The sequence below is a fragment of the Natronococcus sp. CG52 genome (genome assembly GCF_023913515.1).
Taxonomy (GTDB): Archaea; Halobacteriota; Halobacteria; order Halobacteriales; family Natrialbaceae; genus Natronococcus; species Natronococcus zhouii.
Map to the genome: position 1 here is coordinate 2,648,722 of NZ_CP099391.1, position 22,545 is coordinate 2,671,266.

General features: G+C 65.7%; 22 protein-coding genes and 1 tRNA gene. 14 read left to right on the forward strand and 9 right to left on the reverse strand.

What is annotated here, in order from left to right; genetic code table 11:
- Window positions 1-44 precede the first annotated feature (44 nt).
- Window positions 45-1,316 carry a DUF7405 family protein gene (locus NED97_RS13340; RefSeq protein WP_252487515.1) on the reverse strand — a complete coding sequence of 424 codons (1,272 nt, stop codon included), beginning with the start codon at window positions 1,314-1,316 and terminating at the stop codon, window positions 45-47.
- Between the two features lie 158 nt (window positions 1,317-1,474).
- On the opposite strand from NED97_RS13340, the gene NED97_RS13345 reads away from it, so the two are divergent.
- Both NED97_RS13345 and NED97_RS13350 read left to right on the forward strand, forming a co-directional pair.
- Window positions 1,475-1,921 carry an SRPBCC domain-containing protein gene (locus NED97_RS13345; RefSeq protein WP_252487516.1) on the forward strand — a complete coding sequence of 149 codons (447 nt, stop codon included), beginning with the start codon at window positions 1,475-1,477 and terminating at the stop codon, window positions 1,919-1,921.
- Window positions 1,922-1,936: 15 nt separating this feature from the next.
- Window positions 1,937-2,083, forward strand: a complete 147-nt coding sequence (locus tag NED97_RS13350; protein WP_252487517.1) for a hypothetical protein — start codon at window positions 1,937-1,939, stop codon at window positions 2,081-2,083.
- Window positions 2,084-2,107: 24 nt separating this feature from the next.
- Here the strand turns inward: NED97_RS13350 and NED97_RS13355 are convergent, their stop codons facing one another.
- Entirely contained in the window at window positions 2,108-2,755 is a 648-nt protein-coding gene (locus NED97_RS13355; RefSeq protein ID WP_252487518.1) for an HAD family hydrolase, read from the reverse strand.
- Between the two features lie 178 nt (window positions 2,756-2,933).
- On the opposite strand from NED97_RS13355, the gene NED97_RS13360 reads away from it, so the two are divergent.
- Entirely contained in the window at window positions 2,934-3,443 is a 510-nt protein-coding gene (locus tag NED97_RS13360) for a DUF6735 family protein (RefSeq protein WP_382206897.1), read from the forward strand.
- Between the two features lie 6 nt (window positions 3,444-3,449).
- Here NED97_RS13360 and NED97_RS13365 read toward each other — a convergent pair whose 3' ends face one another.
- Window positions 3,450-5,294, reverse strand: a complete 1,845-nt coding sequence (locus NED97_RS13365; RefSeq protein ID WP_252487519.1) for a MutS-related protein — start codon at window positions 5,292-5,294, stop codon at window positions 3,450-3,452.
- 150 nt (window positions 5,295-5,444) lie between these two features.
- Here NED97_RS13365 and NED97_RS13370 point away from each other — a divergent pair, with 150 nt between their 5' ends.
- From NED97_RS13370 to NED97_RS13385, 4 genes are all read left to right on the forward strand, one after another.
- A complete protein-coding gene (locus tag NED97_RS13370; RefSeq protein WP_252487520.1) occupies window positions 5,445-6,332 on the forward strand; it encodes a ribonucleotide-diphosphate reductase subunit beta in 888 nt (295 codons plus the stop codon).
- Between the two features lie 128 nt (window positions 6,333-6,460).
- Window positions 6,461-7,933, forward strand: a complete 1,473-nt coding sequence (purF, locus tag NED97_RS13375; protein ID WP_252490626.1) for an amidophosphoribosyltransferase — start codon at window positions 6,461-6,463, stop codon at window positions 7,931-7,933.
- Window positions 7,934-8,079: 146 nt separating this feature from the next.
- The gene (locus NED97_RS13380) at window positions 8,080-8,400 is read left to right on the forward strand and encodes a hypothetical protein (protein WP_252487521.1); all 321 of its coding nucleotides are present in this window, start codon (window positions 8,080-8,082) and stop codon (window positions 8,398-8,400) included.
- Entirely contained in the window at window positions 8,397-9,839 is a 1,443-nt protein-coding gene (locus tag NED97_RS13385; protein WP_252487522.1) for an amidase, read from the forward strand. The genes NED97_RS13380 and NED97_RS13385 overlap by 4 nt, the downstream gene beginning before the upstream one ends.
- Before the next feature lie 6 nt (window positions 9,840-9,845).
- Here NED97_RS13385 and NED97_RS13390 read toward each other — a convergent pair whose 3' ends face one another.
- From NED97_RS13390 to NED97_RS13405, 4 genes are all read right to left on the reverse strand, one after another.
- Window positions 9,846-10,433, reverse strand: a complete 588-nt coding sequence (locus NED97_RS13390) for a methyltransferase family protein (protein ID WP_252487523.1) — start codon at window positions 10,431-10,433, stop codon at window positions 9,846-9,848.
- A 113-nt stretch (window positions 10,434-10,546) separates the two neighbouring features.
- Window positions 10,547-11,431 carry an SDR family oxidoreductase gene (locus tag NED97_RS13395; protein ID WP_252487524.1) on the reverse strand — a complete coding sequence of 295 codons (885 nt, stop codon included), beginning with the start codon at window positions 11,429-11,431 and terminating at the stop codon, window positions 10,547-10,549.
- A gap of 190 nt (window positions 11,432-11,621) precedes the next feature.
- Window positions 11,622-12,185, reverse strand: coding sequence for a DUF420 domain-containing protein (locus tag NED97_RS13400; protein ID WP_252487525.1), 564 nt, complete (start codon window positions 12,183-12,185; stop codon window positions 11,622-11,624).
- 229 nt (window positions 12,186-12,414) lie between these two features.
- A tRNA-Leu gene (locus NED97_RS13405) sits at window positions 12,415-12,499 on the reverse strand.
- Window positions 12,500-12,734: 235 nt separating this feature from the next.
- Between NED97_RS13405 and NED97_RS13410 the strand changes: the two genes are divergently transcribed.
- The 7 genes from NED97_RS13410 to NED97_RS13440 all read left to right on the forward strand — a co-directional run bounded on the left by NED97_RS13410 (window position 12,735) and on the right by NED97_RS13440 (window position 20,605).
- Entirely contained in the window at window positions 12,735-13,262 is a 528-nt protein-coding gene (locus NED97_RS13410) for a helix-turn-helix domain-containing protein (RefSeq protein WP_252487526.1), read from the forward strand.
- Between the two features lie 70 nt (window positions 13,263-13,332).
- On the forward strand, window positions 13,333-14,592 hold the full coding sequence (locus NED97_RS13415) for an alanyl-tRNA editing protein (protein WP_252487527.1): 1,260 nt from the start codon (window positions 13,333-13,335) through the stop codon (window positions 14,590-14,592).
- 100 nt (window positions 14,593-14,692) lie between these two features.
- A complete protein-coding gene (locus NED97_RS13420) occupies window positions 14,693-15,184 on the forward strand; it encodes a redoxin domain-containing protein (RefSeq protein ID WP_252487528.1) in 492 nt (163 codons plus the stop codon).
- 297 nt (window positions 15,185-15,481) lie between these two features.
- Window positions 15,482-16,906 carry a GntP family permease gene (locus NED97_RS13425; RefSeq protein ID WP_252487529.1) on the forward strand — a complete coding sequence of 475 codons (1,425 nt, stop codon included), beginning with the start codon at window positions 15,482-15,484 and terminating at the stop codon, window positions 16,904-16,906.
- A 364-nt stretch (window positions 16,907-17,270) separates the two neighbouring features.
- A complete protein-coding gene (locus tag NED97_RS13430) occupies window positions 17,271-17,924 on the forward strand; it encodes a bifunctional 4-hydroxy-2-oxoglutarate aldolase/2-dehydro-3-deoxy-phosphogluconate aldolase (RefSeq protein ID WP_252487530.1) in 654 nt (217 codons plus the stop codon).
- A gap of 264 nt (window positions 17,925-18,188) precedes the next feature.
- Window positions 18,189-19,256 (forward strand): glucose 1-dehydrogenase, encoded by a 1,068-nt coding sequence (locus tag NED97_RS13435; protein ID WP_252487531.1) that lies wholly within the window; start codon window positions 18,189-18,191, stop codon window positions 19,254-19,256.
- A 110-nt stretch (window positions 19,257-19,366) separates the two neighbouring features.
- Window positions 19,367-20,605, forward strand: coding sequence for a mandelate racemase/muconate lactonizing enzyme family protein (locus tag NED97_RS13440; protein WP_252487532.1), 1,239 nt, complete (start codon window positions 19,367-19,369; stop codon window positions 20,603-20,605).
- Between the two features lie 383 nt (window positions 20,606-20,988).
- Here the strand turns inward: NED97_RS13440 and NED97_RS13445 are convergent, their stop codons facing one another.
- Both NED97_RS13445 and NED97_RS13450 read right to left on the reverse strand, forming a co-directional pair.
- Window positions 20,989-21,780, reverse strand: coding sequence for a TrmB family transcriptional regulator (locus tag NED97_RS13445; protein WP_252487533.1), 792 nt, complete (start codon window positions 21,778-21,780; stop codon window positions 20,989-20,991).
- A 190-nt stretch (window positions 21,781-21,970) separates the two neighbouring features.
- Window positions 21,971-22,309, reverse strand: a complete 339-nt coding sequence (locus NED97_RS13450) for a DUF7344 domain-containing protein (protein ID WP_455429861.1) — start codon at window positions 22,307-22,309, stop codon at window positions 21,971-21,973.
- Window positions 22,310-22,545 lie beyond the last annotated feature (236 nt).

The following is a 22,545-nucleotide window of genomic DNA, read 5'->3' on the forward strand; positions in this document are numbered from 1 at the left end:
CCTGCTCTCCTCGACCGAGGACCCCTCGGAATCGCGAGTTCGGGTTACTCCGGGTCCGGCGCGGGCAGCGACCGGTGTCGGCGCGGTGGGACGAGGTAGTTCGCCCGCCGGCGGACCCGCATATACTGGAGAATGCCGTTGTGTAGCCGGGAGTCGATCGCGCCGTCGGTGAGATCGCCGCCCGTCATCGCCTCTCGAGTGGCGACGAAGTCGGCGATCGATCGCTGGTGGGAGACGAAGTGCACGCCGGCCTGACCGTCGTCGGTCGAGTTGACGTCCCGACGGAGGATGATCGGATCGCCGTCCTCGCGGGCGCGGCCGGCCTTCTGGGCGTGTCCGACCAGTCCGTTTCGGGCGTCCGTTTCGGCGTTTTCGATGCAGTCCTCGACGCCGCTCGAGTCGCCGAGATTGTGGCCGGCGTCCTCGACGCGATTCTCGTCTGCGTGGGCCGGACAGAACAGTTTGGCGACGCGCTGGTCGTGGGTTTCCTGCTCGTACCACTGCTGCAGGTTGAGTTCGATCTTCGAGAGGTGGGTCGTCGTTCCGCCCTCGAAGGGGCCCTCGACGATCGTCACGCGGTCCTCGCCGGCCTGGTTGCGCTCGAAGCCGGACTTGAACCCCATAAAGAACGGGGCGTCGTCGGGAACCGGATCGGTGTCCGGGATGCCGCGGATTTCTGCCTGGTTCTCCGCCGGGAGCCCCTCGCCGACGAATCCGGTTCGACGGTCGGTTACCTCGAGCACCCCCTCGAGAGTTCCCTCGACGGAGACGTCGTTGATCTCCTCGATTCCGCCGGTGAGCGCTTCCTCGACGCTCAGGACGACGTGGCCGTGATCGCTGGCGAGGTGGAGCAGAGCGTCGTGGGCGTCGAGTTCCGGCTCTTCGATCGGGGCGAGCGGTTCGGGCGCCGGCAGATCGACGTCGTCCGAGAGGGAGTCGTCGAAGCGGTCGAAGTAGGCGGGTCCGTAGCCGACGGTGAAGACGAGACCGTCGTTGCCGCGCCCGTAGGCTCGCTCGAGCGTCGTGAATGCGTCCTCGAGGCGCTCGCGCTCGGCGTCGTCGGGACCGTCGCCGACGTACTCGAGGCCGAGCAGGAGGTGGTGTTCAGGCGGCCTGACGTTGCCGCGGTCGTCCCGGTCGAGGAACTCGTTCCAGGCGTGCTGTCGGTCGGGCAACGCTCCGGGCTCGAGGTCCGCCTGCGGGACGTCTTCCTCCTCTTCGCGAGTGGTGCAGGCGGCCAGCGCACCCGCACCGCCGACGGCGACGGCACTCCGAACGAACGCTCGACGCGAGAGACCGCGGTCCGGACCGGACATACTCATTCCTGAGCCGTGCGCCCTCAAGGAAATTCCGGTGAGACGAGGACTCGAGAAGACGCGAGAACAGTGCTCGAGTGCCGAGTCGAACGAGCCGACTACGGGGAGCGCTCTCCCAACCGATACAGTCATCCCGTCGTAAAACGATTCGTGCTAGCATGAACCAGGTCGAGGTGTTCGAAGAGATCGACGCGCCCCCGGCGGCCGTCTGGGACGCCCTCCTCGAGTTCAGCACCGATCCCGCGTTGAACCCGTTCGTCCGGTCGATGGAAGACGTCCCCGTCATCGGCGAGCGACTCCGCTCCCGGGCGGGGTCGGGCGGTTCCCGACCCAGCACCTTCCAGCCGGAAGTGATCGCCGTCGAGAAGGGCCGGCGCCTCGTCTGGCACGGACGGCTGTTCCTCCCGTTCACCTTCGACGGCTACCACGAATTCCACCTCGAACCGATCGGCGACGGCTCGCGCACGCGGCTCCTCCAGCGCGAGACGGTGCGCGGCGCGCTCGTTCCGCTGCTGTTCGACGAACGGCGGTTCGAGCGCGAGTTCAGAGAACTAAACGAGACGATCAAGGAACGCGCCGAGCGTCGGGTGAACGTAGCAAGTTGACGGGTAGCGACGCCAGTGCAGCGCGACGGCGATGCCGGCTCGAGACCTGAAACAACTGGCGGCCCGCTCGTTCGGCTGCTCCTCGACGAGACGGCCGCCCGGCGCGGCTTCGACGCAATGGATCTCGCTCTCAAAAACCGCGCCGGAGCGCAGGCGGCCTGATCGGTATCGAGTCTCGAAACGGGCTCAGTACAGGCTCGTGATCCCCTCGAGCGACTCGATCTCGTGGGTTGGCTTCGTCGGTAGCTCGTACCCCTGCCGGTGGTCACGACGGACGAACGCCGAGTCGATTCCGAGCGCGTCGGCCGCGGCGACGTCGACGCGGCTATCGCCCACGTAGAGCGGATTCTCGACGCCGAGATCGGTGATCGCCCGCTCGATATAGTACGGCTCCGGCTTCTTGCGCTCGATCCCCTCGAGGGTCGGCTCGCGGCCGTACCAGGCGTCGAACGGGGAGAGCGAGCAGTGCTCGAGGATGTTTCCGATCGTCTCGTGCTGGTTGTTGCTGACGATCGCCGTCGGCGCGTCGAGCGACTCGAGCGCCGACACGTCCTCGTACGGGCATTTTCGGCCGGTTCGGAGCTCCTCGAGTTGCGCCTCGATCGCCGCGCGTTCGCGCGCCTCCCACAGGGTCGACGGCTCGACGTCGTACTCGTCGGCGATCCTGCGAAGGGAGGCGACGTCGGGACCGAGCAGCGTCTCGATCTCCTCGTTCGTCGGCTCTCCCACGCCGACATCCGCGAAGGCGGTGTGGATCGCCTCGAGCAGAACGTCGCGGTCCGTCGGCGTCGTCAACACGCCGTCGTTGTCGAACACGAATGCGTCGTACTCCATCTTTCGTTGGGGCCGCTACGCCTCGCAGGGTTTTCGGCGTTGTGCTCGCTTCCGGTCGGTACCGCTGCATCCGGAGGTTGAAGTACGGGCGGGCGGCCAGAAGGAGCGATGTCCCACCACACAGGTGACCGCCGCTCGAGAACCGGTCCCTCCGAACGGTCGCGTCGCGGAGGTGACGATGGGTCATAGAGCCCTCGTCGCGTACGGGCGACCGGACCGCCTCTACGACCTGCGCTACAGCCACTGGGGCGGCGACCAACTCGCGCTGGCGTCACGGCTCACGGACGAGACTCCGCTGGCCGACGGTGCCGTCGAGCCGTCGCTGCTCGCCGACTCGATCACGCGCGACCGGATCCTCACGGACTTCCTCGATCCCTGCATCTACGAGGCGCTGTATCTCGTCGATCTCGGCGAGGCGGTCGACTCCTACCGCGTCTGCTGGCTCGAGTGGAGCGACGGCCACGACGAGAACCGCGGCGCGATTGTCGAACTCGCGCCGGGAGCCGACGACCGCGACTTTCGGACCTGGTTTCGCGCGACGAAGACCGTGCTCGGGGACGTCATCGAAATGGGCCGGCTCTCGAGGCGGGCCGCACGGACGTATCTCGAGGCGCGAATCTGCGAGGAGTACGACGGCGTGCCGTACGCGTACAGCGACGACGAAGACAGCGAGCAGTCTCTCGAGTAGCTCCCGCTACTCGTCCCAGCGGGCGTCCGCCAGCGTCCGCTGGACGACCTCGTTGCCGACCGCCTCCCCGAGCGTCTCGAAGCCGGCGCGCTCGCCCCGGTCGCTCGCGTTCGCGACCAGCCGCGAGACGATGAACTCCGGCGTCGAGCGTCCGACGGTGCCGAAGCGGGGCTGGTAATCGACGAGTAGCTCGAGATCGGGATTGAGCCCCTCCGCGAAGATCCCGTCGACCCGCGCCTCCGGCGGCAGCGGTTCGAGGTCGTCCGCGAGGTGGGTGACGAAGACGCCCAGCGCGTCCCGTTCGACGGTGAGCGTAACGAGGCCGTGCAGCAGGTCGGCCGCGCTGCCCGGCTCCGTGATCGCCTCGAACTCGTCGACGAGCATCAGCGTCTTCCCGTCCGCCGAGAGCGGCGGCACGATCGATTTCAGCGTCGACTCGAGGACGCCCGCGTTGAAACTGGCGTGGCGACGGTGGAAGACCAGGGAGTCAACTGGCGTCACCTCGGCGCAGTCGGCGGGGACGGGCAGCCCCATCGTCGCCAGCAGGACGACCTGGCAGAGCGTCTCGAGCAGGGTCGTCTTCCCGCCGCTGTTCGCCCCGGTCAGTACCGCGACGCGCTGTTCGCCGGGCGGCGCTTCGATGCTCTTCGGAACCGGCGTCACGCCGTGTTCTCCGAGCGCGTAGGTGATCGGCTGGACCGACTCGTCTTCCTCGTCGACGTCTCCTGTTGCGATGCCGTCCTGGCGGTCGTCGCTGTCGCGCGCTGGCGTGTCTTCGTTCGGCGTCGCGAGCGTGAGGTTCCGCGCGTTGACGACCGAGACGGCCGCATCGCCGTCCGCATCCTCCACGAACGACGGCCGCGTGCAGTCGTACGCCAGTGCAAATCGGGCCAGCGAGAGGTGGAACGCGATCTCGTCGACGGCATCGACGGCCCGATCGACCGCCTCGCGGGCCTCCTCGAGGGTCGCCTCGAGTTCGGTCGCGACGACCCGTTTGCGCTCGTCGACGGCCTCGGTGAGATCCGCGCGCAGCGTTCGAAGGGTTCCCCCGACGAAGTCGGTCGCGTCTGCCGCGTCGGACGGCATCGCCTCGTGAACCCGGTCGATCGTCACCTCCGTCTCCCGCAGGAGGTGGTCCTCGAACGCCTCTCGGAACTCGCCGACGTCCTGGACCCCGTCGTCCCGCAGGTCCTCGATCAGTTCGAGCGCGTTCGCGTCCATGTCCTCGACCGCGCCCAGCGCCGCCCGGAGGCGGTCGAGTTCGTCGTCCGCACCCTCCCTGACGCGGCTCCCGTCGAGCGCGGCGAGCGCGTCGGCGGCCTCCGCGAGACGTTCGCGCTCGAGACCCGCGACGGTCGCGAAGGGTCCGGTGTCGACCTCGGCCTCGGACAGTGCGAGGGCGGCGTCGACGGCCGCGCGCTCGGTGCCGTCGCGCTCGTCGTAGCGATCGTACGCCTCGAGGACGGCCTCTCGGTCGTCCGCGGCGAGCGCGTCCCAGGCCTCCTGGGCCGCGAGCACGTCGTCGAGTCGGTTCTCCATCTCCTCGCGGCTGGTGAGCGGTGTGAGAACGCGGATGCGATCGGCGGCACGCTCGGTGACGGCGTGATCGACCGCCAGTTCGAGCAGCTCCTTGTACGCCGAACGGGCGTCGCCGGTCGCCAGCGTGTCCATTCCGTCGCCGCCGGTCGCCCGGCGCAGGATGCGCGTGGCTCGCCCTCGGGCGAGGCCGGCCTCCGAGAGCGTGCGCACGTCGCCGCTCTCGATCGCCCGGATCGCCCGCTCTCTGCCGAGTTCTTCGGTCAACGTCTCCCGCGTCTTCGGCCCCACTCCCCAGTACTCCTCGAGTTGCATATCCAAGAGGTTCGAGTCAACGGTCTTGAACACTGTGTCATCGGCGCCACCCGCCGCGCCCCGTCGCCGGGAAAGGGGCCAGTTTCGCCCTCCGGCAGCGGAGCTATCGGCAGCGGTACCATTTTTTCTGCGGTCGCCGTAGGCTGTCGCATGCCAACGGACGCCACTCGTCCTTCCCTCGATCACGACCGACGGTCGTTTCGCTACTATCGGAACGCGGTCGAACGACACTGGGACCCCCACGAGATCGACCTCGAGCCCGACCGCGAGGCGATCACCGAGGTGCCGTCGGACGCCTTCTACGGCCTGCGGGAGACCCTCGCCCTGTTCGGTGCCGGCGAGGAGGCGGTGACCGAGGATCTCTCGCCGCTCGCGGTGGTGATCGAGAACGCCGCCGATCAGCTGTTCGTCACGACCCAGCTCTACGAGGAGGCCAAACACGCCGACTTCTTCGATCGCTACTGGCGGACGGTGATCAACCCCGAAGAGGACCGGCGCGGGCTCGAGCGGACGTCGCCGACCGACGCCCGCTGGTTCAACGAGCCCTACGACGAACTGTTCGATCGCAACGAGGCGGCGATGCACCGGTTGCTCGTCGAGGACACGCCCGAAAACCGCGCGCTCGCGTACTGTCACTACCACATGGCGATCGAGGGGATCCTCGCCCAGACGGGGTACTACGGCGTCCAGACGAACTTCAGCGGCGACTTCCCGGATCTTCCGCGGCTCTCGGGACTCGTCGAGGGGTTCTCGAGCATCCGGAGCGACGAGGGTCGTCACGTCGGCTTCGGTATGTGGAGGCTCAAACAACTGGTCCAGGAGGAGGGCGTCGATCCCGAACTCGTCACCGAGACCGTCGGCGAACTCGCGGCGCTCACCCAGCGGATCGTCGGCGGTGAGGCGGAGGGAAGTGCGATCGCCCTCGAGGAGAGCGAACTTGCGAGCTACGCCGCTGAGAAACACGCCCAGCGCATGACACAGATCGTCGACGCCTCGGCCGAGATGCCCGACGTCGAGGATCTCGTCCGACTCGAGTGACCACATTCTTGCATAACAACTGTCTTCGGTGGCGGCATTGGTAGCACAAACACGGGGATTTTTATCTACTCGAGGCCCTACGGTCGACCATGACTGATGGGCGGGGCGAGACTCCCCGGCGAACAGGAATGACCGAGAAGTGTGGCGTGGTCGGCGTCTCACTGAACGGTCGAGACGCGGCACGACCGTTGTACTACGCGCTCTACGCGCTCCAGCACCGCGGCCAGGAGTCCGCCGGGATCGTCACCCACGACGGCTTTCAGCAACACAGCCACGTCGACATGGGACTCGTCGGCGACGTCTTCGAGGAGGACGACCTCGACATGCTCAACGGGGCGGCCGGGATCGGCCACGTCCGGTATCCGACGGCCGGCTCGGTCGACTCCTGCTGTGCCCAGCCCTTCTCCGTCTCGTTCAAGAGCGGCTCGCTCGGCCTCTCGCACAACGGGAACCTCGTCAACGCCGAGGAGATCCGCGACGAACTGGCGGCCGTGGGCCACGCGTTCACCAGCGACGGCGACACCGAGGTGATCGCTCACGACCTCGCGCGCAACCTGCTCGAGGAGGACCTCGTCCGGGCGGTCAAGCGGACGATGCAGCGGATTCACGGCTCCTATTCGCTGACGATCAGCCACGACGACACCGTCCTCGGGGTGCGCGACCCGGAGGGGAACCGTCCGCTCTGTATCGGGAAGCTCGAGGACGGCTACATTCTCGCTTCCGAGTCGGCGGCGATCGACACGCTCGACGGGGAACTCGTCCGCGACGTGCGTCCCGGCGAACTGGTCGTTCTCCAGGAGGACGGCCAGGGCTTCGACTCCTACCAGTTGATCGACCGCGAGAACACGGCCCACTGCTTCTTCGAACACGTCTACTTCGCCCGTCCGGACAGCGTCATCGACGACACGCTCGTCTACGAGGCCCGTCGAAACCTGGGACGCAGGCTCTGGGAGGAGAGCGGCGTCGAGACCGACGTCGTGATGCCGGTGCCCGACTCCGGGCGAGCGTTCGCCTCCGGCTACGCCGACGCCGCGAGTGAGACGACTCCCGACGGCGATCCGCGCGACGAGGACGACGACGGTGTCGAGTTCGCCGAGGGGCTAATGAAAAACCGCTACGTCGGGCGCACGTTCATTATGCCGACACAGGACGAACGCGAGCGCGCGGTGAGACTGAAGCTCAACCCTATCAAGTCCACGATCGAGGGCAAGACCGTCACCGTCATCGACGACTCGATCGTCCGCGGGACGACCTCGACGCAGCTCGTCCAGCTGCTCAAAGACTGCGGTGCCGAGGAGGTCCACGTCCGCATCGGCGCACCGGCGATCGTCGCCCCCTGCTACATGGGGATCGACATGGCCACTCGCGAGGAGCTGATCGCCGCGGACAAGACGACCGAGGAAATCCGCGACGCCATCGACGCCGACAGCCTCGCGTACCTCTCGACCGACGCCGTCGCCGACGTGCTCGAGGAAGAGCGTATCGACCTCTGTCTGGGCTGCGTGACGGGAGAGTACCCCTACGACATCGAGGGCGAGGAGACCGACCGCGACGTCTCCCGACCCGGACTCGAGGGGCGGACGATGCGCGCCGACGACTGACGCCAGGCGACGACTTCCGCGCTGCCCCGGGTTTATTTCGGCTTACAAAAGGTTGTAAACTGCGGCAATACTTATTCGACTACCTGTAGACCTCAATCGTGCTGCATGGTGTCACGAGGCAATTCGTTCGAAACGGAGGGATCGGCATGACTCGTCGGCGGACGTTTCTCGCACTGCTCGGTGCGGCGACAGTGGCGAGCGCGACGGGTACCGGAACGGCGGAAGAGGTCGACGGAGAACGAGAGGCGGAACCGGTAGAACCGACGGGAGAACTCGAGCCCGCAGAGGCGCTGCTCGCGTACGTCGTCGCGAACTACGGTGATCGCCTCGACGACGAGGATCGCGAGGTGATCCGCGAGGGAATCGAGGGCTCGCTCGGATCGGCGGCCGCGTTCCGGGAGGTCGGGCTCGAGAACGCGGACGAGCCGGCCTACGGGTTCAGCGCGTATCGGGGTGACCGGTCGTGATACCCGACGAGATGCTCGTCGAACCGGTCGACGAACTCGGTCGACAGCTTCGCGACGGCGAGTTTACCGTCCGAGAGCTCACGGAGGCCTACCTCGAGCGTCTCGAGCGAGTCGGTCCCGAACTCAACGCCCTCGTGACGATTACCGAGGATCGGGCTCTGGAGGCGGCCGACCGTCTCGACGAGGAGCTCGCGGCCGGCGAGGACCGCGGCCCGCTGCACGGCATCCCCTACGGCGTGAAGGACCTCGTCGCCACCGAGGACGCCCCGACGACCTGGGGCGCGGAACCGTACCGCGCCCAGGAGTTCGACGAGGACGCCGCCGCGGTCCGACGGCTCGACGAGGCCGGCGGCGTGTTGCTCGGAAAACTCGCGATGGTCGAACTCGCCGGCGGCTTCGGCTACGACAGCGCGGACGCCTCCTTTTCCGGCCCCGGGCGGAACCCGTGGAACGTCGAGGCCTGGAGCGGCGGTTCCTCGAGCGGTTCCGCGGCCGCAGTCGCGTCCGGACTCGTCGGCTTCGCGATCGGGACGGAGACGTGGGGCTCGCTCAACACGCCGGCAGCGTTCTCCGGCGTCAGCGCGATCCGGCCGACCTACGATCGGGTGAGCCGCAACGGCGTCATGGCGCTGTCCTGGACGATGGACAAGGTCGGCCCGATGTGTCGAACGGTCGGCGGCTGTCGACGCGTGCTGGAAGCGATCGCGGAGCCTCACCCGGAGGACCATCCCGGAGGGGGATCGCCGAAGAAAGGACCGCCGTGCCCGCTTCGGACGACCAAGCGCGCGGACGGGTTCACGATCGCCGTCCCCGAGGATGCAGGCGAGGGCGAACAGGAGAGCGTCCGCGAGAACTTCGAGCGCTCGCTCGAGACCCTCGCCGAGTTCGCGACGCTCGAGCGCGTCTCGCTGCCCGACCTGCCGTACGCCGCGATGGCGGGGACGATCATCGACGCCGAGGCCGCGGCGGCGTTCGAGACGCTCGTCGAGAGCGGCGAGGTTCACGAACTCGACGACGAGACCCACCAGCTCGGCAGCTACCGGGCGAGTGCCGTGCTCGCGAAGGACTACGTCAACGCCAACCGCGTTCGAACCCGGGCGCAGCGGCAACTCGACGAACTCCTCGCCGAGTACGACGCGCTCGTCTCCCCGGCGCGAGAGTCCGTGGCGAATCCGATCGAGGAGTCGCTCGCGGAGTTCTTCGGGCAGTTCGAGACTCCGCCCGTCAACGCCGTCGCGAACGTGACCGGACTGCCGGGCGTGACGGTTCCGAACGGCTTCGGCGAGCGCGACCTCCCGACGGCCGTCGAGTTCGTCGGCCGCGCGTGGGACGAGTCGACGGTACTCGCGGTCGCGTGCGAGTACGAGCGACGGACCGACCACGTCGACTACGCGGCGCTGGTCGAGGGCCTCAAGGGGCGGACGATGCCCGCCGACTGAGCCGCGCTACCAGAGTCCGGGAAGGAGACGGTACGGCGTCCGCCGCGCGTATTCGGCGTACGCCTCGCCCAGGGTGTCGCGTAGGGCACGTTCCTCGACGCGGATCCGGTAGCCGTAGCCCGCCAGCCCGGCGGCGAGGACGACGGCGATACTCAGCCAGTTGCCAGCGGCGATCCCGACGCCGAGGAGCGAGAGCAAGGCACCGGTGTACGACGGATGTCGGACCCACCGGTACGGCCCCGAATCGACCACCTCGTCGTCCGCATCGACGGTAACCTCGAGCGAGAATCCGTCTCCGAGCGTCCGAATCGCGTACTGCCGGACGGCGATGCCGAGCAAGATCGTTCCGAGTCCGGCCCAGAAGGCGACCGTCGGCGACGGGACTCGCGGTGCGGGAACGATCAGCGGGAGCAGTGCGGCGGCGAGGACGCCCCCGGCGACGGCCGCGCCGATGACGCGTTTCGAGCCCCGGTCTCGCGATTCCTCGACCGCTCCCCGGTACCGGAAAGCGATGGACCAGTCCGAGACGACCCAGACGCCGACGACGAAGAAGGCGGCCGTCGACGGGAATTCCGGACCGGACTGCGGGAACATACGGCGGAGTATTCCCCGACGGGGGATAAGTGTTAGATGTCTGTCACGGACGGTGAGCGCTCCTCGGTGACGAACTCGCCGCCGGCGAGGCGCGAGGGCCGGACGGCGGCCGCCTATCCGCCCACGATCGAGCCGCCGTTGATGTGCAGCGTCTGCCCGCTCACGTACGAGGAGTCCTCGCAGGCGAGAAAGACGTACGCCGGCCCGAGTTCGCTGGGCTGGCCCGGACGGCCCATCGGCACGTCCTGTCCGAACTCTTCGACCATTTCCGGATCGTAGTCGCCGATCGTCGCAGGGATTAGCGGCGTCCAGATCGGGCCGGGGGCGACCTGGTTGACGCGGATCCCCTCGCCTGCAAGCTGCTGGGACAGCGAGCGCGTGAAGGCAACGATCGCACCCTTCGTCGTGGAGTAGTCCACCAGGGTCGCCTTCCCGGCGAACGCGTTTATCGAGGTCGTGTTGACGATCGCGTCGCCGTCCTCGAGGTGCGGCAGCGCCGCCTTGGTCATGTAGAAGTAGCCGTGGATGTTCGTCGCGAACGTCTCCTCCCACTGCTCGTCGGTGATGTCGGTCAGGTCGGTCTTCACGACCTGGGTCGCCGCGTTGTTGACGAGGACGTCCACGTTGCCGAGTTCGCCGACGATCTCTTCGACGGCGGCCTGGCAGAACGCGCTGTCGCGGACGTCGCCCCCGATGGTCAGACACTCCTGGCCTTCCGCCTCGATCATCCCGGCCGTCGTCTCGGCATCCTCCTCCTCGTCGAGGTACATGACCGCGACGTCCGCGCCCTCCCGGGCGAAGTGTACCGCGGCGGCTCGGCCGATTCCGCTGTCCCCGCCGGTGACGATCGCGACCTTTCCCTCGAGTTTGCCGCTACCCCGGTAGTCGTCGCGGATGAACTCGGCGGGCGGGACCATCTCGCCTTCGACGCCGGGCTGTCGGTCCTGTTCCTGCGGGGCGATCTCCTCCGCCTTGTCGCGCGCCTCCTCGCGTGTCATGAACGACGGTACTTCCGGACGACCGTTGGGCGTGTCCGTTGCTATGGAATGGTCCACAGATTGCCGATACAGGCGCGTCGACGACGCGGCGCTGACGGACTCGCTCAGTTCCGGCAGATCGGGCGGGAAGATCGGACCAGTGCCGCAGACGAACCGAACGGTCCGTCACTTCGGCTCGCGGCGGAACGCGTCAGTACACCGCGTGCAATAGCACGTAGACGACGATTCCGAGCGCGAACGAGATCAGCCACAGACTCGCGGCGACTCGACCGACGCGGGCGTGGTTCGTCCGCGAGAGTTCCTCGAGCGGATACGCGCCCGCCAGCAGGAGCACGTAGTAGAGCAGCGGAATGCAGACGACCGCGAGGAGGATGTGGACGGCGAGCACCGGCAGGTAGACGAACTGTTCGACGGCTGCGGGACCGGGGAACTCCTGTGGCCCGCCGGTCGCGACGAGTCGGTAGAGGTAGAGCACCAGAAAGGTCGCGAACAGCCCGAACGACGCGAGCATCGCGACTCGATGGCGGTCGATCCGTCCGCGGCGGATGGCCCGCCAGCCGAGCGCGATCGTTCCGATGGCCGTCGCGCTGATCGCGACGTTGACGTGCGGAATCAGGTCCAGGAACCGCTCCGACGCGACGGGCACCGTCGACCGCGGAATCTGTCCGCCCGCAGCCGCGAACACGAGCGCCAGCGAAACGACGCTCAGAACGACGGTGAGCGGCCGGATGCGCTCTCGAGGAACGTATGCCATATCTCGAGATTCGGCTGTGCGGAGAAAGGGATTGCTGTCTCGACGAACCTGGTAGTCGTCTCGAGCAGTCCGGTTGCTGGGACTCGAGTGCTCGAGCGACTAGCTGTCGCTGTGTAGTGTAGTTTCCGAAAGGATTGTGCGTGGGTGATGTCCGCGAAGGGAAATCACCTGCATCGTCGTTCGGCGGTTACACCGCCTCACGTTTCGCGGACTTTGTCCGCGCTTGCGATGCGTGGGACCGGATTTGAACCGGCGGACCCCTACGGGACAGCGCCCTCAACGCTGCGCCGTTGGCCTAGCTTGGCTACCCACGCTCGCGATCTCTTTCTGCACTCAATCGTATCCAGTGTGATTATAAAAGCCCTTTCCTTTGAATCGGCGCCTGCGCCGGGGTCACATGGAAATCACCCCCAGGGAAGGGTACTAATCGGTTCCTAATGGTCGTCAGTTCCGGTTCGCGTCTCCTCGCTCTTCTCACGCAACTCGCTGAGTGACGCGAAACGTTCCGGCTACCGCTGTATTGAAATGCGACAGATCCCAACGTAGCGTATGGCTAAGTACTCGACCGGTTCGTCCGGCGGCGGCGGCGGGACGAACTGCGAACTCTGTGGCGCGGAGAGCAACTCGCTCCGACGGGCGCAGGTCGCCGGGGCCGAACTCGAGGTCTGTCCCGACTGTGCACCGCACGACGACGCACAAAAACGCAGCCGTGGGAGCCAGGGCAAGTCTCGCTCGCAGGACGCGGGCGGCGGTCAGGACGAGCCCAGTCGGAAGCAAAAGGCGGCCCAGAACGTCGCGAAGGCGAACCCGATCTGGGACGGCGACTCCAAACACTGGGAGAAGGAAGGGACCAACTACGACGACGACCCGCTTCCGTACCTCGTCTCCGGCTACGGATCGGTGCTAGTCGAGGCCCGCCGGGAAGCCGGCTACCAGCGCGAGGAACTGGCCGAGGAACTCGGCGTTCCCGAGCGGGAGCTCCTCGCCATCGAACAGGGTCGCGCGACGCAGGCCGGCGTCGGCGGCGGACTGATCAGCGCGCTCGAGGAGGTCCTCGACGTGACGCTCGCCGAATAGCGGTCGTCTGCCGGGCGATTTTGACGTCGCGCGGGGCACCTTTTTGATACCGGGCGACGGAGTGAGACCGATGAGCGGGCAACCCGCAGCAGCGCAACCGTACACCACGCGCTTCGAGACGGAAGTGACGGCGGTCGACGGCCGACGGGTCTGGCTCGAGACGAGCTACTTCTACGCCGAGAGCGGCGGCCAGCCGGCCGATCGCGGCACGATCGGCGACCACGAGGTCGTCGACGTCCGGCCGGTCGACGGCGATCCGGTGCACGTCCTCGCCGAGGAACCCTCGTTCGCCGCGGGCCGGAGCGTGCTCTGCTCGGTCGACTGGTCGTTCCGAATGTACTGCATGCGCGCCCACACCGCCAGCCACGTCCTCTACGGTGCCGGTCGGCGGCTCCTCGAGGACCTCGGCTACGGCGGCTTCGACATCGGCGCGGAGAAGGTCCGGGTCGACCTCGAGACGAGCACGGAGATCGACGACGGAACGCTGGTCGAACTGGAGGAGCTCGTCAACCGGGCAGTCTGGGAATCACACCAGGTCTCCTGGGAGGACGTCTCCGTCGCCGAGGCGCGCGAGCGCGAGGAGATCGCGTTCAACGACGCGACCGAGGACGGCGCGTTCCGAAAGGGGCGAGTTCGGATCGTCACCGTCGGTAGCGAGAACGACAACGGGAGCACCGCGACGGCGAGCAGCGCCGACGCGACGACGAGCGTCGGGGCTGGCTCGCGGGAACCGTGGGACGTCGCGGCCTGCGGCGGCACCCACGTTCGCAACACGCGGGAGATTGGCCCGGTCACCGTCCTCGGCCGATCGAACCCCGGCGAGGGGCTGACGCGGGTCGAGTTTGCCGTCGGGCCGCGCGCCATCGATCGCCGCGGCGTCGAAAAACGCGTCGCGTTCGACGCGAGCCGAGCGCTCGGCGCACCGCTCGAGTCGGTGACCGACGACCTGCACCGTCTGCAGGAGGAGCGCGCCGAACTCGCAGATTCGGTCCAGTCGCTCCGACGGGAACTCGTCGAAACCCGCCTCGAGCGGGCGGAGCCGTTCGAGCGCGAGGGTGCGGAGTGGCTCGCGACGACGGTCGAGGACGTCGAGTCGAGCGAGGCGGCGGAGATCGCGACGGACGCCGCGGGCGAACTGGCCGACGTCGTCGTCCTCGTCGGTCGCGACTCTCCCTACGCGGCCGTAGCTGCGACCGGATCCGTGGCCGCCGACGAAGTCGTGGGCGAGCTAACAACGGAGTTCGGCGGCGGTGGCGGCGGCTCCGCACACGCGGCGCAGGCGGGCGGCTTCGACGCCGCTCCGGACGACGTCGTCGCGGCGCTGAAGTGACGTTCCGGAATCGACGAGACTGATCCGGTGTCGAACGGACCTCCTCTCGAGCCGACTGTCGCCGGCCTATCATTTTTGATCGCGGCGTCATAGGGAGCCTATGGATTTCGAATCCCTCCGGACGGACTTTCCGAACGTCGCAGCGGGACCAAAGACGGTGTCGGTGGCCGATCTCGGTACGGAGTCGGCGTTCGTCGTTTTGCTGTTGATGCAGAGTCCCGGCAGCGGTACGTGCCGCCAGCAGGCCCGCGAGATCGCGGCCGAGTACGACGAGTTCCAGCGGCGAAACGCGACGGTCGCAGCCATCGTTCCCGGGAGTGCCCCGAAGGTCAGATCGTGGCGACGACTCGTCGATCCGCCGTTCCCGGTCCTGGCCGACCGTGAAGCGTCCCTCGCCGAAGAGTTCTATCAACGAACCCGGTACGGTCGACTCGGACGGTTCGTCTCCTCGATCGGTCGGATGCCGATGACGATCGTCCTCGACTTCCGCGACGAGGTGCCCTCGATCGAGTACACCGACGAAGGTGCAACGTCGTTCGACCGACCGTCCGTTCACGAACTGCTCGCTGCGATCGACGAGAGTCGGGAGTAACCGACCGGCCACACGCTGCCAACGGGACCGATAGCTGTGCTGCTCGAGAAACGGTCGGCTCTCCGTGCGAGTTGATGACTCTCAAATTTGGTAACGGATAACTTACTCGGAACTCGATGAATTTCTCCTGATTGTAATTATACAATCAACGTAGTACTAAATACGGGGTATAATACGGTACTTTGGATAGTCATTACAATTTCTCCGGATAATAATGAACGTTTATCCAGTATATATTGGGTAACGATGTGGTTAAATATAATACGATCTGCTCGAATTGGTGTGATTGTATCATACATGGCAATCGCCAACCCACTGATCGTATTCCTGATCGGATTGGTTGCGGTTATTGCACTACTCGTCTGGTTAAAGTTACCTGCAGTCATTGGTCTTATCATCGCGTCGCTGATCGTCGGCGCTGCGACCGCTGCGGTGCCGTTCGGCGAGGTACCGGCCGAAATCGCTGGCGGATTCGGTGAGACGATGGCAGGGATCGGTATCCCCATTCTGATGGCTGCGGTCATCGGAAAGGGCATGATGGAGAGCGGTGCTGCGGAGCGCATCGTTCGCTCGTTCCAATCCGTTACCGGCGAAGATAAGTCGTACCTCGCACTGTGGGGCAGCAGCAGCGCGCTGTCGATCCCGGTGTTCTTCGACAACGTCTTCTACCTGATGGCTCCCCTGGCCCGCTCGATGCGGGCCCGAACCGGACGCGACTACGCGCTCTTCCTCTGTGTGGTCGGCGCCGGTGCGGCGACGACCCACGTCTTCGTCCCGCCGACGCCGGGCCCGCTCGCGGTGGCGGCGGAACTCGGTGACGCGGTCGACCTCGGCGCAATGATGGTCGGCGGCGTCCTCGTCGCGCTCCCGACGGCCGCGATCTCCGGGGTTCTCTACGGAAAGTGGATCAACAACCGTCTCGACGACATTCCGCTGCGGGAGACGATGGGGTCGACCGCAGAGGAGGTCCACGAACTGGCGGAGCGGTCCACCAGCGAACTGCCCGGAATGTTCGAAGCCTCACTCCCGATTCTCCTCGCGGTGGTTCTGGTCGCAACGAACACGACCGTGGATTTCATGCTCGACCTCGCGGAAGAAGGCGTCGATCCGTTCGCTGCCATGGAGGGAGCACTCGAGTCGTTCGCTCCGGTAGCGAGTTTCCTCGGCGATCCGAACTTCGCGCTGACCGCAGCCGCGCTCGCCGCCGCCGTGACGTATCTGCGCGTTCGCGCGATCGAACACGACGTCTGGACGGACGAACTCGTCGAGTCGCTCAAGAGCGGCGCCCACATCGCCGCGATCACCTCCGCCGGCGGCGCGTTCGGTGGACTGCTCGCTGCCTCCGGTATCGGCGAATACATCACGGGCCTGGTCGCCGTCGGTGCCGGCGGCGGCGTCACCGTACTGGTCTCGGCGTGGCTCATCGCCGCTGCGATCCGCATCGCACAGGGTTCGGCGACCGTCGCGATGATTACGACTGCAGGGATCATGGCACCGCAAGTGCCCGAGCTGGCCGTCCACCCAGTCTACCTCGCGCTGATAATCGGTGCGGGCGGGAACATCTGCTCGTGGTTCAACGACAGCGGCTTCTGGCTTGTCAAAGAGATCGGCGGCCTCACGCAGGCCGAAACGGTCAAGATCTGGACGGCGCTGACGACGATCATCTCGATCACGGCGTTCATCATCATCACGATCGCCGCGTCGATCGTGCCGCTGGCCTGATCGGTAGGCACCGTTTCGTCGCGCTTTTTTGCGCATCTCCGACCGCGATAGACTCGCAACTCGAGACCGAATAGCGACGGCTATCGGACCACACGGAGACAAAAAACGAATCCGCTTCCGACTTCGGCAGCCCAGTACGGTGACCGTGACAGCCACTTTCGGCCGGCCGCGTGCTCTCTGCCGGACGTGTCGACCGGTTCGGCGACTTCCGCGCCTCGAGCGGTCGGCCGTAGACAACCTTCTTGAGAGCGGACGGCGAACGTCGTCGTGATGGATTTCCGCTTGCTATCGACCGAATCGCGCGTGGAGACGCGTCCGGGCCAACGGAGCACTCGACGGATCACCGTACGCGGAGGGGAGACCGATGACTGAGAGCGAAGCGGTCAAGGACCGCATCGCCGAAAACGGCGTCCTCGCCGTGCTTCGCGGCGTCGACGAGGAGCAGATCGTTCCGGTCGCTCGAGCGATGTACGAGGCGGGCGTCGGCGCGCTCGAGGTCACCGCGGACGACACGCGAACGTACGAGAAGATCGCCGCAATCGACCGCGAACTGGCGGATACGGACGCCGTCGTCGGGGCCGGCACGGTCCTCGACGCCGCGTCGGCCCAGTCGGTGATCGACGCGGGTGCGGAGTTCGTCGTCTCGCCACACACCGACCCCGAGGTCGTTCACGTCTGCAACCGCCACGACGTGCTCTCGGCGCCCGGCGTCATGACGCCGACGGAGGCCGTCACCGCGATCGACGCCGGTGCGGACGTCCTCAAGATGTTCCCCGCATCGACGGTTGGTCCGGGTCACATCGGCGCGCTACAGGGGCCGCTGGGCGACGTTCCGGTCATCCCGACCGGCGGCGTCAGCCGCGACAACGTCGCCGACTATCTCGACGCGGGTGCCGTCGCGGTCGGCGCTGGCGGTGCGATCGTCGACTACGAGGCGATCGCCGAGGACGACATGGACCAGGTCCGCGAGACGGCAGCGGCGTTCGTCGAGGCCGTCGAGGACGCGCGGAGCGAGTAAGTGCAGAATCGAAGCGCGCGAGTCGACCCCGTCGGACGCAACGGATGCGTTGGACGGGTCTGACGCGCTCGCTCGAGTACCGTTTTGATGCCCTCGAAGCGGATAGTAACCCCGAGCCGACGGCACGTCTCGTGGAGACTTCGAATCGCCGAGTGCGATCGCCAAATATCACGTACCCGACCAGTACTGGTGCTCGCCGACCGCGGATAAGATATTTACTACAGATAGGGTAATCTTTTGTTCTCCGAGCGCGACGATCGAGTCATGAAGGCGATCGCAGTCGAACCGGGGGCCGGCGAACCGACCCTCGTGGAGAAACCGCGTCCCGAACCGTCGCAGGGCGAAGCTCTCGTTCGCACACTTCGCGTCGGCGTCGACGGAACCGACCACGAAGTCATCGCGGGGAACCACGGCGACCTCCCGGCCGGCGCGGATCGACTCGTCCTCGGTCACGAAGCCGTCGGCGTCGTCGAGGACGCGAACGGCACCGACCTCGAGGAGGGACAGCACGTCGTTCCGACCGTCCGCCGACCGCCGAACGGGACCAACGAGTACTTCGAGCGCGGTGAGCCCGACATGGCACCCGACGGCGAGTACCTCGAGCGCGGCATCGTCGGAGAACACGGCTTCATGGCGGAGTACTTCACCAGCCCTGCGGAGTACCTCGTGCCGATTCCCGAACGTCTCGCACACCTCGGCTTCCTCGTCGAACCGATCAGCATCTCCGAGAAGGCGATCGAGCACGCCGTCGCGTCACGGTCCGCGTTCGACTGGGAACCCGAATCGGCGCTCGTCCTCGGCAACGGCTCGCTCGGACTGTTGACGCTCGCGATGTTCGAATCGGTGCTCGAACTCGAGCGCACGTACTGTCTCGGGCGACGCGACCGACCCGACCCGTCGATCGACATCATCGACGAACTCGGCTCGACGTACGTCGACTCGCGCGAGACGCCGGTTTCCGAGATTCCGAACGAGTACGAGTCCGTCGACATCGTCTACGAGGCGACCGGCTACGCCAAGCACGCGTTCGAAACCATCGACGCGCTCGCGCCCAACGGCGTCGGCGTCCTGCTGGGCGTCCCCGAACCCTGGTCGTTCGAGATCGATGGCGGGCGACTCCACCAGGAGTTCGTCCTCCACAACAAGGCTTTGGTCGGCTCGGTAAACTCCCACCGCGGCCACTTCGAGGCGGCCATCGACACGCTCGAGGGGCTGCCGACGTGGGTGACCGACGACCTCGTAACCGGCATCTACGGCCTCGAGGAGTACCAGGCCGCGTTCGAGACCGGCGACGACGTCGTGAAGACGGCGGTCGAGTTCGCCCCGGTCTGAGCGACGGGACAGCACTGAGCGACGGGGCGGCAGGCAGATAGCGTTCGCTGGCCTGACAGTGCGTCTCGAGATAGAAACTATTACACGATTACGAGTGAGATTTGCTCATCATGGGAGTCGATTACTCGAAGCTACACGACCCGAACGCGGAGTACACGATGCGAGAGCTCTCCGCTGAAACGATGGGCGTCACGGGCGAGCGCGGCGGCGGCCGCGACGTCGAGATCACGGACGTCCAGACCACGATGATCGACGGCAACTTCCCGTGGACGCTCGTCCGCGTCTACACGGACGCCGGCATCGTCGGAACCGGTGAGGCCTACTGGGGCGCCGGCGCGCCCGAACTCATCGAACGGATGACGCCCTTCCTGCGGGGCGAGAACCCGCTCGACATCGACCGCCTCACCGAGCACCTCGTCCAGAAGATGTCCGGCGAGGGCTCGATCGGCGGCGTCACCGTCACCGCGATCTCGGGCATCGAGGTCGCGCTGCACGACCTCGCAGGCAAGATCCTCGACGTTCCCGCCTACCAACTGCTGGGCGGCAAGTACCGCGACGAGGTTCGCGTCTACTGTGACTGTCACACCGAGGAGGAGGCCGACCCCGTCGCCTGCGCCGACGAGGCCGAACGCGTCGTCGAGGAACTCGGCTACGACGCGCTGAAGTTCGACCTCGACGTCCCCTCGGGGCACGAGAAGGACCGCGCCAACCGCCACCTGCGCGGCGTGGAGATCGAGCACAAGGCCAGCATCGTCGAGGCGATCACCGAGCGCGTCGGCCACCGCGCCGACGTCGCCTTCGACTGTCACTGGACGTTCTCGGGCGGCAGCGGCAAGCGGCTGGCCCAGCGACTCGAGGAGTACGACATCTGGTGGCTCGAGGACCCCGTCCCGCCGGAGAACCACGACGTCCAGCGGGAGGTCACCCAGAGCACCTCAACCCCGATCACCGTCGGCGAGAACGTCTACCGCAAGCACGGCCAGCGTAACCTCATCGAAGAGCAAGCCGTCGACATCATCGCGCCCGACATGCCCAAGGTGGGCGGAATGCGCGAAACCCGGAAGATCGCCGACCTCGCGGACATGTACTACATCCCGGTCGCGATGCACAACGTTTCCTCGCCGGTCGCGACGATGGCCAGTGCGCAGGTCGGTGCCGCGATCTCGAACTCCCTGGCCGTCGAGTACCACTCCTACGAACTCGACTGGTGGGAGGACCTCGTCCAGGAGGACATCATCGAGGACGGCTACATCGAGATCCCCGAAGAACCCGGACTCGGTGTCACGCTCGACATGGACGTCGTCGAGGAGCAGATGGTCGAGGGTGAGGAACTGTTCGACGAAGCATAAGACTCACCGATCCTGCTGAGCTCTGCTCAGGTATTGTTCGACGAAGCTTACGTTTCGTCGAGCCAGCAAATCAGTGATTTGCGCTGTTCGACGAGGCGTAAGCCTCCTCAAACTCGTTACCGGTAGTTGGCGATACGGTTTCTTTATTCAGTAGTGAGTCTGAGTGGGCCACTCCGTGAGGGAGACCTGCGAGTCGAACACCAATTTCGTTCCAGTTATCGTGGACGAAACTGCCCTAGCAATCGATTCGGAGCTACGTGACACTACGAGTGCGGCTGAATTGGGACAGCACTTGTCTTCGACCCGGTCCCCTCGGTGATAATTGCGTTGTGGTATCAAATATCGTAAAGCGCTGGACCCGTCGAGTGAAGAGGCGCGCGGACTCACTCCGCTCGATTACTGTCGAGCCGCCACGTGAAGATCGCTCGCAGGACGACGACGAGGCTGTTGCTTTCGCCAGTTCCCCAAATCGCCGTCTCTTCGATCCCTTGAGCCGTAGTGGCGCCGTTGACGAGCGCACTGACGAGAGCCGTCTCTTCGTCGGTGATCAGAAGACTTCCGGCGGATGTCTCTTGCCACTCCCAGAGAGTCTCGAACAGGTGAGCGGACGGCACCGTCTCCTGGATGCGGTTCCGGACCTCGCCGGAGATGCCTGCCAGATGGATTTCGACCCCACGGTTGTCGGCGGCCTGAAGCGCGTCGAGATGGTCTTCTGTGAGCAACTCGTCGACGGTCATGTAGACGAGTTGCTCGTCTGCGTCGGCGATGAACTCGTTGATGCGGGCTGCCACCGCCTCCCGACCGGTGACCGTCCAGACGCCGAACTGTTCCTGTTGTGGTTGGACTGGTCCGATCTCGTCCAGGTACTCCGAGAGGTCGGTAATAGTGCGTTCTCGTTCGGCGTTGAGCATGCGGATGATCGTTTCTTTCGAGATCACCGTGAATTTCCGCGGCGTCGTGTGCTGGATGTCGATGAATCCGCGTTCGTGGAGTCGATCGGTCGCTTCGTACACGCGAGTTCGAGGGACGTTGTTGATTCGAGTGATGTCCTTGGTGGTGCCCGTTCCGAGCCGGAAGAGGTTGACGAGTGTCTGTGCTTCGTACTGAGACAACCCGAGTTCTTGCAATCTGTCGAGTGCGTCGGCTTCAGCCGCCTCCCTGTCGCCGTTTGACATGTGTTATAGTATGTCACGGGATGTTAAAAGCCATCTGTAACCGATAGCACTACGCTCAGGGTCAAACTGAGCCGGCTGTCGCGGCCGTTTGGTCTCCGGAGGGAACGGCAACGGTGGCGTTCTCTCGGGAGAAACTGCCGTAGTTCCCACCACCTCCGATTCGAAACCGGCTTTGCGGCCTGTTTCGTCGCTATCGTTCGAATTCGGCGGTGACGAACTGGTGCAGTTTCTCGACGCGCTCGTTCGGACGATAGCGAACCGTTTTCGTTCGCTTATCCCACTCAATGAAGCCTGTCTCTTCCAGTTTCGGGAGGTGAGTGTGATCCAGCCTGAGAAGAAGCCGCTCGGTACATATCGCCCCAGGCTGCTCTGGTGGTGGGTTCTCGAGAGAGACGTATTCGACGAGTTCGTCCCGCGTCACGACGTTATCCTCACTGTCGATCAACCGCGCCAGTACCGATCGACGCTCCGGTTCCGCGAGTATCCGCAGTGCTGTCTCGGTAGAAACGGTTTGTATGGGGTGTGTCATGGTTCGACCTACTTCCTCGTATTTTTGCCTTCTTTCGGTATAACTCCCTCATTCACTCACAGCATCACAGTTCAGCTGTTACACTGAGCAAGAAAATCCGATTCGAGAAGCACGCTCGCGTTACGCTGAATACGGTCGTCACAACCGATGAACGATCGGTATCCGGAACGTTCCCGGCTCGAGTTGGACGAGTTCGATCCGTTCACTACCGGAGACCGATACGCTCCCTCGCCCTT

Coding starts and splice junctions, on each gene's coding strand:
- NED97_RS13345 (WP_252487516.1), top strand. CDS start 1,475: ATGAACCAGGTCGAGGTGTTCGAAGAGATCGACGCGCCCCCGGCGGCC.
- NED97_RS13415 (WP_252487527.1), top strand. CDS start 13,333: ATGAGCGGGCAACCCGCAGCAGCGCAACCGTACACCACGCGCTTCGAG.
- NED97_RS13390 (WP_252487523.1), bottom strand. CDS start 10,433: ATGTTCCCGCAGTCCGGTCCGGAATTCCCGTCGACGGCCGCCTTCTTC.
- NED97_RS13395 (WP_252487524.1), bottom strand. CDS start 11,431: ATGACACGCGAGGAGGCGCGCGACAAGGCGGAGGAGATCGCCCCGCAG.
- NED97_RS13445 (WP_252487533.1), bottom strand. CDS start 21,780: ATGTCAAACGGCGACAGGGAGGCGGCTGAAGCCGACGCACTCGACAGA.
- NED97_RS13400 (WP_252487525.1), bottom strand. CDS start 12,185: ATGGCATACGTTCCTCGAGAGCGCATCCGGCCGCTCACCGTCGTTCTG.
- NED97_RS13440 (WP_252487532.1), top strand. CDS start 19,367: ATGGGAGTCGATTACTCGAAGCTACACGACCCGAACGCGGAGTACACG.
- NED97_RS13435 (WP_252487531.1), top strand. CDS start 18,189: ATGAAGGCGATCGCAGTCGAACCGGGGGCCGGCGAACCGACCCTCGTG.
- NED97_RS13430 (WP_252487530.1), top strand. CDS start 17,271: ATGACTGAGAGCGAAGCGGTCAAGGACCGCATCGCCGAAAACGGCGTC.
- NED97_RS13365 (WP_252487519.1), bottom strand. CDS start 5,294: ATGCAACTCGAGGAGTACTGGGGAGTGGGGCCGAAGACGCGGGAGACG.
- NED97_RS13370 (WP_252487520.1), top strand. CDS start 5,445: ATGCCAACGGACGCCACTCGTCCTTCCCTCGATCACGACCGACGGTCG.
- NED97_RS13355 (WP_252487518.1), bottom strand. CDS start 2,755: ATGGAGTACGACGCATTCGTGTTCGACAACGACGGCGTGTTGACGACG.
- NED97_RS13420 (WP_252487528.1), top strand. CDS start 14,693: ATGGATTTCGAATCCCTCCGGACGGACTTTCCGAACGTCGCAGCGGGA.
- NED97_RS13360 (WP_382206897.1), top strand. CDS start 2,934: ATGGGTCATAGAGCCCTCGTCGCGTACGGGCGACCGGACCGCCTCTAC.
- purF (WP_252490626.1), top strand. CDS start 6,461: ATGACCGAGAAGTGTGGCGTGGTCGGCGTCTCACTGAACGGTCGAGAC.
- NED97_RS13425 (WP_252487529.1), top strand. CDS start 15,482: ATGGCAATCGCCAACCCACTGATCGTATTCCTGATCGGATTGGTTGCG.
- NED97_RS13410 (WP_252487526.1), top strand. CDS start 12,735: ATGGCTAAGTACTCGACCGGTTCGTCCGGCGGCGGCGGCGGGACGAAC.
- NED97_RS13340 (WP_252487515.1), bottom strand. CDS start 1,316: ATGTCCGGTCCGGACCGCGGTCTCTCGCGTCGAGCGTTCGTTCGGAGT.
- NED97_RS13450 (WP_455429861.1), bottom strand. CDS start 22,309: ATGACACACCCCATACAAACCGTTTCTACCGAGACAGCACTGCGGATA.
- NED97_RS13380 (WP_252487521.1), top strand. CDS start 8,080: ATGACTCGTCGGCGGACGTTTCTCGCACTGCTCGGTGCGGCGACAGTG.